Genomic DNA, 12876 nt, shown 5'->3' with positions numbered 1-12876 from the left:
GGATAATCGCGGAAATGAACAGTAACTGTATTGGGTGTGTGTCGTACACTAAGAAGCCCGCCTGTGCTTTCGCTACGGCGGGCAGAAAGCATAAAGGGCTATGGCTTACGCCGTCTCAGCCCGATAAGTCCTGTCAAACCACCAAGCAAGGAGATAATCGATGATGGCTCAGGAACTTGGGAGACTCGGAACCCGATGTAGGTGTCCCCGTAATTCGGGTTGTAGCGGTTGCGGTCCGACGACTGCAGGGAGTTGTCGTTGTAGACGAACGAACCACCACGCATGCCGCGGGAAGCGTAATTCCCACTGATGTAAGGAATCGCTTCGTTCCATTCCCAAACGTTGCCGCCCTGGTCGAATGTGCCGTAGGCGCTGTCGGAGTTCTCGTGAGCGCCAACCTCGGTTCGATAGTAAGGGCTGCCGATGGTGTAGCCGTTATTGTAGTATGTGGCGTTATTGCCCGGGTCGGTCGGGTTTACGAGCTGATTGGAGGGAGCGCTGTCGCTCTGGGTAGGATACAGCCAGTAACCGGCATTCGTCCCGCCACCCTTGTAGTAAGCAGCCTTATACCACTCATCCTCGCTTGTGACCGCCCATTGCCATCCCGCGTTTCTCTGGATCGTGCGGCCATCAATTCCAGTGTAGCCGTCAAGGGTATATGCGCCGCGCTCAGTGGTAGTCGCGTCCTGAGCACCGCTCTTCTGGCCGTTACCAAGCCAATTAGCGAAACGGCAGGAGTCCCAGAAACTCACATAGTTTACCGGGCGGTTGGCCCAGTCGGATGCCACGCTGTAGCTGTAGTTCCCGGCTGTTCCGGTGCGTTTGATGCCGCAGCCCCATGAGCTGAACGCTGTATCCATGTTCGTGTTGTAAAGCTCGTAGGTATCGGTCGTCGCAACGGCGTTTAGAAACGCGCAGTACTGTCCGGCGGTGACTTCATACTTGCCGATGTTGTATGTGTAGGCGACGGAGCCGTAACCTGTTGTGTCGGCGGTGTTCCCCGGATCGCCGACGGTGACTGTGTCAATGGTGATGGTGGCCTGAGTGGCCATGCTCAGACCCAGCAGCGCAAGCGCCGCTGTTACAGCAAACAGCTTTTTCATTCCTCTCCTCCAATGTGTCGTGTTGTGTCCCTTGCGGCGTCTAGTGCTCCGCTTTGGTGTGAGTCAAAAAATACCCATAGATATTATGTACGCTCGCCTAGTGAATTTGTCAACAGGTGTTTGCATGCATTTCACCTACAGGAGCGTTATGCGAATGAAAACCTGGTAATTCTACCAGACAAATCTGTGGAACGGCGCATGGCGATCCTGCATCCAGCAGCTTGTGTTTGATATCACCCCTCGCGCATGATGTGCGCCATGGGTGTCTGCAAAGGCATTGAGATTCGAGAACTGAGCACCGAATAGACTGAACAAAACAGTATCTATCCGCTCTTGTCAGTGCGACGGCGATTATGGTATAATCCACTTGTAAAATAGGATTTGAACGAGAAAGCATTATCCGAAAGGTGACACAATGAAAGCGGGAATCCATCCGAAATACCAAAAGACGCAGGTTACATGCGCTTGTGGAAATACGTTTGAGACCAGATCGACGGCGGACGAGATCAGGGTAGAAATTTGCTCCGCATGCCATCCATTCTTTACCGGCAAACAGAAGATCGTGGACACTGAAGGCCGCGTTGAGAAGTTCCTCGCAAAGTACGGCATGAACAAGAAGGCAGAAGAGCAGTAGCTTTATACAGACTGAATCAGTAATGGGAAGCGATCTTGACGGCTGTGATTCGGGCGTTGGGCGCTTCCTTTGCTTTTGTCCGGGAGGCAGGTGCGGCTTTGGCAGATAATGAGAAAAAGGATTTCCACTACGGCGGCCAGGCTGTTATTGAGGGCGTGATGATGCGTGGGCCGAAGGATTATGGCGTCGCTGTGCGAAAAGCCGACGGCGAGATAGTCACGCGCAAGGAAGTTGTTGAAGGCTTTATCGGGCGTCTCAAATGGCTCAACAAACCATTCCTTCGCGGCACGCTTGCGCTGATAGACTCCATGGTCCTGGGTATGAAAGCTCTGATGTTTTCAGCCGACATCGCTATGAAAGACGCCGCCGAGGCGGATGCAGCGGCAGGACATAAATCGGGCAAGCAGGAAAAAGCGTTGGAGCGCGCCGAGGCCGAACTGGAAGAAGTCGAGAAAAAAGGCGGCAGTATCAACGACATCGCACTCAGTGCTATGATGTTTCTGGGGCTTGCTGTTGGGCTCGCTATCTTTGTATACATACCGATTCTGCTTACAAGACAGTTGAACTCGCATATCCATGTCCGCTGGGAACTAACGGCCATTGAAGGCATGGTGAAGATCGTCATATTTATCGGATATGTCTTTGCAATCTCGTTTATGAAAGATATCCGGCGCGTGTTTCAATATCACGGAGCCGAGCATAAGACGATAAATGCATACGAGTCCGGCGTGGAGCTTACTGTAGATAACGTAAAGCAATACAGCAAGGTCCATGTGCGGTGCGGGACAAGCTTTATATTTGTTGTGCTGATCGTAAACATCATCGTATATGCGCTCATCGCGGACCAGCTTCCATATGGCAGCCTGACCGAGCACAGTGTATTCAGCACATTCATACGATGGGCATACCATATTGCGCTGCTGCCTTTTGTGGCTGGAATTGCGTATGAGGTCGGGGTCAAGTTTGCCGGCAATCACAAGGATTCATTCTTTACAAAAATACTCATATTCCCCGGCCTGATTATGCAGGGAATCACAACTCGTGAGCCGGAGCCGGATATGATTGAAGTGGCGATAAAGTCGCTGGAGAGCGTGTTCGAAAAAGAAGCTGCACGCAAAGAAGAGGAAGCTGAAGTTGTTCGAGAAACTAGCTGATGTAGAAGAAAGATATAATGCTCTTGAGGAGCGCCTGGCGGACCCCGAGATTGTTCGGGATTTGAAGGAATATCAACAGGTGGCGAAAGCTCATGCGGATCTGGCCGAAATAGTGGCCAAGTGGCGCGAGTATAAGCATATTCAAAATCAGCTTACCAACACCGAAGAAATGCTTCACGAAAAACTCGACCCCGAGCTTCATGAGCTTGCACAGATAGAGCTTGATGAGCTTAAGGAGAAAAACGAGTCAATCGAACAGGAACTTCGCCTCATGCTCCTGCCGAAGGACCCTAATGATGACAAGGACGTAATAGTCGAAATTCGTGCGGGGACAGGCGGTGAAGAGGCGGCCTTATTTGCCGGTGATCTGCTGAGAATGTATACACGCTATGCTGAGCGTCAGGGCTGGAAAGCAGAGCTGATGAGCGCTGAGGACACCGGCATCGGCGGATATCGTCAGGCAACGCTCGAAATAAAAGGCAAAGGCGCTTACAGCAGGCTCAAGTTCGAGGGGGGGGTGCACCGCGTGCAGAGAGTCCCAGCCACCGAATCCAGCGGGCGCATACATACATCTGCCGCAACCGTGAGTGTCCTTCCCGAGGCGGAAGATATCGATGTTCAGGTCAACGACGATGACCTTGAGATAGATACCTATCGCTCCGCTGGCGCAGGCGGCCAGAACGTTCAGAAAAACGAGACGGCTATCCGCATTACGCATAAGCCGACGGGCATAGTCGTGACGTGTCAGGACGAGCGCTCACAGCTTCAGAACAGGCTGCGCGCCATGTCGATATTGCGCGCCAAGCTGCTCGATATGGAACAGCAGGCTCAGCGTGAGGAAATAGATTCGGCGAGGCGGCTGATGGTGCGTTCCGGCGACAGGAGCGAGAAGAGCCGCACATATAACTATCCTCAAAACCGCATCACCGACCACCGGATCGATTATACGATCTATAACTTGCCTGCATTCATGGATGGCGAGATAGACGATATGATCGACCGCCTGATTGCAGTCGACCAGGCCGACAAGCTGCAGTCCGTTAGCTGAGTGGAGAGTTGAGAGTGAATAGTGGGGAGCACGAAGCGTAAAGTAGACAGCGGGGCCGCTCCCTCTCCCGGGGGAGAGGGTTGGGGTGAGGGCGCTCTTTCGTCAATCCGTAATATCCTAAATTACTCTGCCGAGCATCTGGCACAAGCAGGAATAGATACTCCTCTTCTTGATGCGCAGCTTCTTATGACAAAGGTTTTGGGCTGTGCCAAGCTGGATATAATTGCTCATCCCGAACGCAAACTCTCTGATTATGAGCAGCAAACTTTCTATCGACTACTTGAAAAGCGCGCCTCACGATATCCTCTTGCTTATATCCTCGGCAATAAAGAATTTTATGGTCTGGATATTGAAGTTTCTCCCGGAGTGCTGATCCCGAGGCCGGAAACTGAGCTGCTGGTCGAGGAGTGCATAAAGCGCCTCAAACCATCACAGACCATCAAACCATTAATCGCCGATGTGGGCACGGGCAGTGGAGCTATATCCGTCGCGATAGCTGCAAATATTCCAAATGCAATTATATACGCCACTGAGATTTCACCGGATGCTCTGAAGGTGGCTAGGCACAATATAGAGAATCATCAATTGACGGAGAGAGTCCATTTGGTCGAAGGCGATTTTCTGGAACCGCTGAAAAGTCTCGGCGTTGAGTTCGATGCGATTGTCTCCAACCCGCCGTATATACCCAGTGTCGATATTGAAACGCTGGAGCCGGAAATAGCCGTATATGAGCCGAGGAGTGCTCTCGACGGCGGTGTGGACGGCTTGGACGCGTATCGGTCCATATTTCCCGATGCAATTGGTCTTTTGAGAGAAAATGGCTTTATTGCTGTGGAAGTAGGTATGGGTGAGGCGTCGGCAGTTAAGGGGATTGCGATATCTGCGGGATATCGTAAGACTGCTATTTTCAAAGACCTTGCTGGTGTCGACAGGGTGGTAATTGCGAAGAAATGAAAGTCATACATGTTGATGCGAAAAATCCGGATATCGCGGTAATAAAAGAGGCTGCGGACGCAATAAGGCGCGGCGAACTGGTCATATTCCCGACAGAGACTGTCTACGGCCTTGCAGCCGATGCGCTCAACGAGGACGCTGTAAGAAAGGTTTTTCAGGCAAAGGGACGCTCTGAATCGCATCCGCTTCCAGTGCAGGTTGCGGGTGTCGAGCAGCTGAGTATGGTTGCCTCTGATGTCTCGCAGAAAGCTATTTGTCTTGCGAAAAAATATTGGCCGGGTCCGCTTACGATAGTGATAAAGAAAAATGAATCCGTATCCGACCTGGTGAGTGGGGGGCTGGATAGTGTCGGTGTGAGGGTTCCCGATCATCCTGTGGCTCTAGCACTGCTGAGGGAACTTGACTCGCCGATAGTCGCAACAAGCGCCAATCTGACCGGCAAGGAGCCTCCAAAGACTGCCGAACAGGCTGTTAATCAAATTGGCGACAAGGTCTCGATAGTGTTGGATGCGGGTGAATGCGAGATCGGCGTGGCGTCCACGGTCGTTGATATAAGTGTCGATCCACCTAAAATTCTACGTATCGGAACTATTGACCGTGAGCAGATAGAGCAGGTTATAATGGAAAAGAATATACACAGGGCTGCTGAGCGGAAGGTGGAATCGCGCTCAGAGTTGAAAAAGATAGTCGGGCAGGCGAAGAGTGAGGGCAAGAAGGTCGTCTTCACAAACGGCTGCTTCGATATATTGCACATCGGCCATGTCAGATATTTGCAGGATGCCAGGGCGCTCGGTGACATCCTTGTTGTCGGAGTAAACTCAGATCGGAGTGTGCGCAGACTCAAAGGTGAAGGCAGGCCGGTGGTGGCGCAGTCTGAAAGGGCAGAGGTGCTTGCTGCGCTCGAATGCGTGGATTACGTGACCATATTTGATGAGGACACTCCCATAGAGCTGATTATGGCCATCATGCCCGATATCCACGTCAAGGGCGGTGACTATAGACCAGAGGATCTGCCTGAGGCCGAGGTCATGCGCAAAATAGGAGGAGTGGTGCATGTTATCCCTTATTCGGACACAGATTCTCATGGACATTCGACAACAAATCTGATAGAAAAGGTAACTGGCAACAGATAACAGTCAACTGCCAACCGTCAACATTATGATAGTCTCATACGTTCTTATAATAGGTGTCATGCTTGTTTTAGTGATAGGTGGGATTGCGCTTATCGCGATGGGAAATGCCCATATCCTGCCGTCACTGGTCCCTCTTGCGCCGCTGCTGGTCGCAGTCGGGTCGGTCATGCTGATTCTCGCCGAGTGCCTGCTGTTTTTCGGGAAGAAAGAAGACAGACGAGGAGCCTTTCGTGATCTTGGGTTTCTCTTCCCTACACTGCTAATCAGCCTTTGTTTGTGGTGGCTCGCGCAGCATTTTCTGTGGTAAATTAATGCTTTGTATCATTCTTGGCTGCCTGCTATACTACTAGAGTAGGGAGATATGGTATGGGTGCAATAGATATCGTCAGAGAACGAAGAGATGACATACTCAAGATAGCATCTTCTCATGGTGCATTCAATGTGAGAGTATTTGGTTCTGCAGTCAGAGGAGATGATACTTCATCGAGTGATATCGATTTCCTTGTAAGCATGGAGAATGGACGTAATCTGCTGGATCAAGCTGGACTGCTTGTAGATCTACAGGAGTTACTTGGTCGCAAAGTGGACCTGGTGACCGATGACAGTATATATTGGCTGCTTCGAAGACGGATATTGAAGGAGGCAAAACCGGTATGAAAGATTATCGCGTTTACCTTGTTCATATCCTTGAATCGATCGAGAAAATAGAAAAATATACAGCTCAAGGCCGGGACAGCTTTTTCGGGCAGGAAATAGTGCAGGATGCTGTCATGAGGAATATGGAGATTATCGGCGAGGCTGTAAAGCATATTACGCAGGATATCAGAGACCAACACCCAGAAATTCCATGGCGGAAGATGGCTGGGTTGCGTGACATACTGATTCACGACTATGAGGGCATAAACCTTGCTCGTGTTTGGGATGTGGTAGAACACGATTTTGTATCCGTCAAGAAAGCTATTTCTCAATTGCTTCCACCGCTTGATAGGTTGGAAAACGAAATTGCAGGTGAGAACTAGCGCTTTGCCTTTACCACATTTATTGGCGTGCCTCTTAAGAAGCTCTCTATATTATCAATCGTGGTGTCGATGATCCTATGCTCTGCCTCGATTGAATAGAACGCCACGTGCGGCGTGATTATCACATTATCCCGATGCAGCAAGGCATAGCTGTGGACAATTGCGCGCAGCTTTTCGACGGGCAGCATTTCCGAGAGCAATTGTGCCTCTTCCTTTATCGATTCTTCTCCCTCGAGTACATCCAACCCGGCTCCGGCAAGTATTCCCTCATCCAGCGCTTTCACGAGAGCCTGTGTTTCGACCACGGCTCCACGCGACGTGTTTATAAGCATCGCGCCGCGCTTGATCTTGCTGATGTTATCCTTGTTTATGAGGTGATACGTGTCTTTTAACAGGGGAACGTGGAGTGTGATGATATCGCTCTCGGCAAGTAGATTGTCAAAAGATGTGTATTCAAAGCCGAGCACCTCGGCCAGAATCTGCTGAGGGAATGCGTCATATGCCAGCACTTTCATGCCGAACCCTCGCCCGATCCTGATACTGTGCAGGCCAATTGCCCCGGCTCCAATGACACCCAGAGTCTTGCCATACAAATCAAAACCCCGTAAACCCTCTATATGAAAGTCCAACTGATTTGCGCGCATAACAGCCGCCTTCATTTTGCGTGTGAGGCCGAGGATCAATGCAAAAGCGTGTTCGGCGACTGTATTCTCGCCATATCTGGGGACGTTGCAGACTGTGATACCTCGCCTGTCGCATTCGTCCAGGTCGATCTGATCATAGCCGGTGGATCTGGTCGCAATGAGTTTGAGATTGGGCAGCTTGTCCAAAATCGCCTTGTCGATCTTTGAGTAAATGAATATGGATATGGCATCGGCGTCCGCAGCCTCCTGCACGTTGGACTCATCGAGCGCCTTGTTTATCATCTTGCTTTGATGAGGCGCAAGAGAGCTGTCTGCAAGATATTCACGCACCCAGTCTTCAACTTCAAAGAACACAATCTTGATATCAGGCAATTGATCCACCTCCAGGGTTAAATTCAATTATATGCGATATTATCCCTTCCTCGCTATGGTAAGTCGGGCACAGAAACAGTTCAGTTTTACGGGAGCAAATATGGCTCGGCGGGAGCCTCGCCCTCCCGGCAAGCTCATTATTGGGAAAGCTAAGCTCATACTGAACCGAAAACTCCCAGATAACTGAACTCTCTCCGGGCACAAAAAAGGCCGGAGCATAATGCCCCGGCCCAATAGATAAGAGATATCGTTATACGTTATACCTTAACAGCCGCGCCGTCGATTGCGGGCATGATTATCTTTTCAACGAAGTCCTTGACGGTGTCCGGCGTCACATGCCCGTGCACCTTGCCGTTTACTTCCACATTCGGACCCTTGTCGCAGTTCTCGAAACAGAAGCTGGCCTTGAAGTCTATCTTATCGCTGATACCCTTCTTTTCAGCCAGGTCCATGAGCTTGCGCATGGTGTCGTATGAACCGTTCGTGTAGCAGCATGTGCCTATGCAGACACTCACGCTTACTTTGTCGGCCGCGCCGCCTTCCTGAACGTCTATGACCTCGCCGGTCAGCCGCTTGCGGTGCTTATACTGAGTGTGCAGCAGGTGATGCGCCGCGCTGCTGTTAGGTTCTTTCAGCCAGTTGCGGTATGCTTCCTGGACAAACGGGTTGTCTTTTGCGTTATGCAACGTCTGGACGCGGTCGCAGTCATATAGCGCGTTCTTGCGCCTCTCGCGAGCGTCCATATCGTTGGGCAGCGGCTGACCCGCTCCTCCGATACATCCGCCGCGGCAGCTCATCACTTCCACTATGTCGTATTTTGCCTCACCGCTCTTGATCCTTTCGAGCAGATCACGAGTGTTGGCCAGGCCGTTGACGACCGCCAGCCGCACCGTTTCACCATTTACGCTGACCTCGGCTTCTTTCACGCCGTCAAGCCCTCGCACCTGGTAGAACTCGTAACTCCGATTAGGCTGACCCTCCTGAGCGGTGGCAAGCCGCAGCACAGCTTCGGCCACGCCGCCGCTGGCGCCGAATATGATACCTGCGCCTGTCTTGAACCCGAACGGCATGTCCATAGACTCAGGCGGTATTTCGCTGAAGACAATGCCCGCCTGGCTTATCATTTTGACGATTTCCTGAGTGGTCAGAACGACGTCAACATCGGGTAAGCCATCGTGAGAGAACTCAGGCCGCGCCGCCTCGAACTTCTTAGCCGTGCACGGCATCACGGAGACGACTATAAGGTTCTCCGGCTTGACCTCAAGGTCCTGCGGCAAATATTTCTTTGCCAGCGAGCCGAACATCTGCTGAGGGCTCTTGCAGCTCGACAAGTTGTTTACAAATTCGGGGTAGAACTGTTCCACATACTTCACCCATGCCGGGCAGCAGCTCGTAAACTGCGGCAGTTTCTCGCCGGTTTCGAGTCTCTTCAGGAACTCGGTTCCCTCCTCGATTGTTGTGAGGTCCGCCGTAAATGACGTGTCATATATTCTTGCAAAGCCGACTTTGCGCAGAGCAGCGGCGGTCTTGCCCATGGCAAGCTCACCGTCCAAAACTCCGAACGCCTCGCCGACAGCAGTCCGTACTGCAGGAGCTATCTGCACAACCACGAGCTTATCGGGGTCATAGATGGCCTTCCAGACCTTGTCGACTTCACTCTTGACCGTAAGTGCGCCGGTCGGGCAGACTGTCGAGCACTGGCCGCAGTATACGCACTCGACCTCATTGAGTCCTTTACCGAATGCCGGGCTGACCTTTACTGACGAGCCGCGTCCGACAAAGTCAAGCACGCCGATGCCCTGGATTTCCTTGCACATACGCACGCAGTCGCCGCAGAGAATACACTTGTTCGGGTCTCTGACCAGCGACTTATTGGATAGGTCTACAGGTTCGGTATGCGACCCATTGGCAAAGCGTACGTCTTTGACGCCGAGCCTCTCGGCAAGAGACTGCAGGCGGCAATTCGTATTTTTTTCGCACGTCTGGCAGTTGCCATGGTGGTTCGCAAGCAATAGTTCAAGCGCCATTTTTCGGATGCGCATGGTCTTTTCGGTGTTCGTCCGAACAACCATGCCGGGCTCGGGTGGGGTGGAGCAGGTAGGCTGGAGACCTCTGCCCTCGATCTCACAAATACACATCCTGCACGCGCCGTATACCGACAATTCCGAGTGATAGCAGAATGTCGGCAGGTCGATGCCGGCCTTGCGGATCACTTCCAGCAGGTTCTTTTCACCGGCCAGCTCGACCCTGGTTCCGTCTACTGTTATATAATTTTTATCCATAGTCTATTCTCCAACTTTGGGTTTCAGGTTTCAGGTGCCTGATGCTGGAGTATGACTTTCCCCGACACCTGACACCCGCCACCCAACACCTAAAGAGTTACTGCCTCGAATTTACATACGTCAGCGCATACGCCGCACTTGATGCATTTGGATGGGTCGATCACAAACGGGCTCTTGATCTCGCCGGATATCGCACCCACCGGGCACTTCTTTGCACAAAGACCACAGCCCTTGCACCTTTCGGCAGCAATCGAGTATGTCTTGAACGCATGGCATTGACCCGCAGGGCAGACCTTGTCCACCACATGCGCGATATATTCATTACGGAAGTATTTCAAGGTCGAAAGGACCGGGTTCGGAGCTGTCTTGCCCAGGCCGCATAGTGAGCCGTCTCTGACCGTGAGCGCAAGCTCTTCGAGCAGGTCTATATCTTCCAGCGTGCCGTTGCCCGCCACGATCTTTTCGAGGATTTCGAGCATACGCTTCGTCCCCTCACGGCAGAGTACGCACTTGCCGCACGACTCGCTCTGGGTGAATGTCATAAAATATCGTGCGACCTCAACCATACACGTACCCTCGTCGAGGATAACAAGCCCGCCGCTGCCGACCATTGCGCCTGCTGCACGCAGACTGTCGTAATCCAGCGGCAGATCGAGATGCTCCTTCGTCAGACAGCCGCCCGATGGTCCGCCTATCTGCACGGCCTTGAACTCGTGACCCGCGGTCCTGATTCCTCCGCCGATATCATAGACAACCTGGCGGATAGTGGTTCCGAGCGGAACCTCGATCAGGCCGGTGTTGGTGACCTCGCCGGTGATGGAGAATGTCTTGGTACCCGGAGACTTTTCGACTCCGAAACTCCTGAACCATTCCGAGCCATGGAGGATTATCTTTGAGACATTGGCATATGTCTCGACATTGTTGATGACCGTCGGCTTGCCCCAAAGACCCGACTGCGCCGGGAACGGCGGCTTTGGCCTCGGCATACCTCTCTGACCCTCTATCGAGGCGATAAGAGCGGTCTCCTCGCCGCAGACAAAAGCTCCGGCTCCTTCTTTGATATGAATCTCGAATGAGAACGGACTGCCCATTACGTTCTTGCCTAGGATTCCGGCTTCAGTGGCCTGCTCTATGGCACGTCTCAGGCTCCTGATCGCCAGAGGATATTCAGCACGAACGTAGATATAACCCTCATCGGCGCCTATAGCATAACCGGCTATCAGCATTCCTTCGAGGATCGCATGCGGGTTGCCCTCCATCACGGCTCCGTCCATAAACGCGCCGGGATCGCCCTCGTCACCATTACAGACCACGTATTTCTTTTCCGACTGTACAGCGGCGGTAAGCGTCCACTTGCGTCCGGTGGGGAATCCGCCGCCTCCGCGTCCTCTCAGACCCGATTCGGTGATTTCGCGGCACACATCTTCGGGCGACATCGAGAAGATGACTTCGCTGGCGGCCTTATATCCGTCGCGAGCGATGTATTCGCGGATGTCGCGGGGGTCAATTGTGCCGCAGTCAGAGAGCAAAATGTTTGTCTGGTGTTTATAAAACGGGATATCTTCCCGAGTCTTATAGCTCTTGCCGGTTGCGTCGTCCTTGAGCAGCAGTCTGTCGATCGCTCGACCGTTGAGGACGGTTTCCTCGACAATTTCTGCCGCATCTTCCGGTTTGACTCTCATGTAGAGATAGTCATATGGTGCGATCTTGAGGATCGGACCGTGCTGACAGAGTCCCTTGCAGCCGCTGGCCGACAGATGAATGCCGTTTTCTTTTTCATCGAGCAGATCGACTTTCAACGGGACATTTCTGCGCTCGAGTTCGACGCTCAAGGCTTCAAAAACTTCTCGTGCCCCGCTGGCGACGCATCCGTTGCCGCAGCACAGGCTCAGCCTGATCTTTTCGGCGGCGATTGCGGCCTGCACATCGGCTTTGATCTTGGAAAGGTCTTGTGGTGAACTGATGGTTCCTATTGCACTCACTTACCTGCCTCCTTCTCCAGTTCGTCGATTGCCGCGACGACCTTCTCGGGGGTCATGTGGCCGTAAATCTTGTCGTTGATGACCACCGCAGGCGCCAACCCACATGCGCCCAGGCAGCTCACCTTTTCGAGCGTATAGCGCATGTCTTTGGTAGTTCTCTGGCCGTCCTTAAGCCCGATTTTGTTGCGTATGGCGTCTATGATGGTCTTGTTTCCACGGACATGACAGGCCGTTCCATCGCATACTCTGATCAGATATTTACCCTTCGGCTCCAGCGAGAACTGCGCATAAAAAGTTGCCACACCGAAGACCGTCGCCGGCGGCACATCCAGCGCTGTTGCGATAAAAGCCAGAATCTCTTCAGGCAGATATCTATATTCTTCCTGTACCTTTTGAAGGATCGGTATCAGCGAGGACTCTTTTGTGCCGCATTCCTCGATGATATCGAGCACGCGCTGAAAACTTCTGTCAGCGCTTTTCGGTTTCTCTTTTGTGACTGCTTGTGCCACTTTACTACCCCCGTTAAAAATAGCTGAAAGTGGAATGAAGAT

General features: G+C 52.3%; 13 protein-coding genes. 8 read left to right on the top strand and 5 right to left on the bottom strand.

The annotated features are described in order from the left end of the window. Window positions 1–98: 98 nt before the first annotated feature. The gene (locus LLG46_11445) at window positions 99–1103 is read right to left on the bottom strand and encodes a formylglycine-generating enzyme family protein (protein ID MCE5323914.1); all 1005 of its coding nucleotides are present in this window, start codon (window positions 1101–1103) and stop codon (window positions 99–101) included. A 415-nt stretch (window positions 1104–1518) separates the two neighbouring features. On the opposite strand from LLG46_11445, the gene rpmE reads away from it, so the two are divergent. From rpmE to LLG46_11405, 8 genes are all read left to right on the top strand, one after another. After that, window positions 1519–1737 carry a 50S ribosomal protein L31 gene (gene rpmE, locus LLG46_11440; protein ID MCE5323913.1) on the top strand — a complete coding sequence of 73 codons (219 nt, stop codon included), beginning with the start codon at window positions 1519–1521 and terminating at the stop codon, window positions 1735–1737. 98 nt (window positions 1738–1835) lie between these two features. Beyond that, the gene (locus LLG46_11435) at window positions 1836–2891 is read left to right on the top strand and encodes a DUF1385 domain-containing protein (protein ID MCE5323912.1); all 1056 of its coding nucleotides are present in this window, start codon (window positions 1836–1838) and stop codon (window positions 2889–2891) included. Then, window positions 2872–3939 (top strand): peptide chain release factor 1, encoded by a 1068-nt coding sequence (gene prfA, locus LLG46_11430; GenBank protein MCE5323911.1) that lies wholly within the window; start codon window positions 2872–2874, stop codon window positions 3937–3939. Before LLG46_11435 ends, prfA begins: the two co-directional genes overlap by 20 nt. Window positions 3940–3960: 21 nt before the next feature. Then, on the top strand, window positions 3961–4893 hold the full coding sequence (prmC, locus tag LLG46_11425; protein MCE5323910.1) for a peptide chain release factor N(5)-glutamine methyltransferase: 933 nt from the start codon (window positions 3961–3963) through the stop codon (window positions 4891–4893). Continuing rightward, entirely contained in the window at window positions 4890–6026 is a 1137-nt protein-coding gene (locus LLG46_11420; protein ID MCE5323909.1) for a threonylcarbamoyl-AMP synthase, read from the top strand. The genes prmC and LLG46_11420 overlap by 4 nt, the downstream gene beginning before the upstream one ends. A gap of 58 nt (window positions 6027–6084) precedes the next feature. Next, on the top strand, window positions 6085–6333 hold the full coding sequence (locus tag LLG46_11415) for a hypothetical protein (protein MCE5323908.1): 249 nt from the start codon (window positions 6085–6087) through the stop codon (window positions 6331–6333). Window positions 6334–6392: 59 nt separating this feature from the next. Then, window positions 6393–6683 carry a nucleotidyltransferase family protein gene (locus tag LLG46_11410; GenBank protein ID MCE5323907.1) on the top strand — a complete coding sequence of 97 codons (291 nt, stop codon included), beginning with the start codon at window positions 6393–6395 and terminating at the stop codon, window positions 6681–6683. After that, window positions 6680–7045 carry a DUF86 domain-containing protein gene (locus tag LLG46_11405; protein ID MCE5323906.1) on the top strand — a complete coding sequence of 122 codons (366 nt, stop codon included), beginning with the start codon at window positions 6680–6682 and terminating at the stop codon, window positions 7043–7045. Before LLG46_11410 ends, LLG46_11405 begins: the two co-directional genes overlap by 4 nt. On the opposite strand, the gene LLG46_11400 is transcribed toward LLG46_11405, so the two are convergent. The 4 genes from LLG46_11400 to nuoE all read right to left on the bottom strand — a co-directional run bounded on the left by LLG46_11400 (window position 7042) and on the right by nuoE (window position 12834). Further along, window positions 7042–8061, bottom strand: coding sequence for a hydroxyacid dehydrogenase (locus tag LLG46_11400; protein MCE5323905.1), 1020 nt, complete (start codon window positions 8059–8061; stop codon window positions 7042–7044). The two genes, LLG46_11405 and LLG46_11400, sit on opposite strands and share 4 nt — an antisense overlap. A gap of 257 nt (window positions 8062–8318) precedes the next feature. Further along, window positions 8319–10343, bottom strand: coding sequence for a [FeFe] hydrogenase, group A (locus LLG46_11395; GenBank protein MCE5323904.1), 2025 nt, complete (start codon window positions 10341–10343; stop codon window positions 8319–8321). A gap of 89 nt (window positions 10344–10432) precedes the next feature. Beyond that, window positions 10433–12280: an NADH-quinone oxidoreductase subunit NuoF gene (locus tag LLG46_11390; GenBank protein MCE5323903.1), complete on the bottom strand. Its 1848-nt coding sequence runs from the start codon at window positions 12278–12280 to the stop codon at window positions 10433–10435. 41 nt (window positions 12281–12321) lie between these two features. Next, window positions 12322–12834, bottom strand: coding sequence for an NADH-quinone oxidoreductase subunit NuoE (gene nuoE / locus LLG46_11385; protein MCE5323902.1), 513 nt, complete (start codon window positions 12832–12834; stop codon window positions 12322–12324). Between the last annotated feature and the right edge of the window lie 42 nt (window positions 12835–12876).

This window comes from bacterium (genome assembly GCA_021371935.1).
In the GTDB taxonomy this organism is placed as follows: Bacteria; Armatimonadota; UBA5829; order UBA5829; family UBA5829; genus UBA5829.
This window is presented reverse-complemented; position numbering and strand designations above follow the sequence as displayed.

Coding starts and splice junctions, on each gene's coding strand:
- LLG46_11445 (MCE5323914.1), bottom strand. CDS start 1,103: ATGAAAAAGCTGTTTGCTGTAACAGCGGCGCTTGCGCTGCTGGGTCTG.
- rpmE (MCE5323913.1), top strand. CDS start 1,519: ATGAAAGCGGGAATCCATCCGAAATACCAAAAGACGCAGGTTACATGC.
- LLG46_11420 (MCE5323909.1), top strand. CDS start 4,890: ATGAAAGTCATACATGTTGATGCGAAAAATCCGGATATCGCGGTAATA.
- LLG46_11415 (MCE5323908.1), top strand. CDS start 6,085: ATGCTTGTTTTAGTGATAGGTGGGATTGCGCTTATCGCGATGGGAAAT.
- LLG46_11410 (MCE5323907.1), top strand. CDS start 6,393: ATGGGTGCAATAGATATCGTCAGAGAACGAAGAGATGACATACTCAAG.
- LLG46_11405 (MCE5323906.1), top strand. CDS start 6,680: ATGAAAGATTATCGCGTTTACCTTGTTCATATCCTTGAATCGATCGAG.
- LLG46_11395 (MCE5323904.1), bottom strand. CDS start 10,343: ATGGATAAAAATTATATAACAGTAGACGGAACCAGGGTCGAGCTGGCC.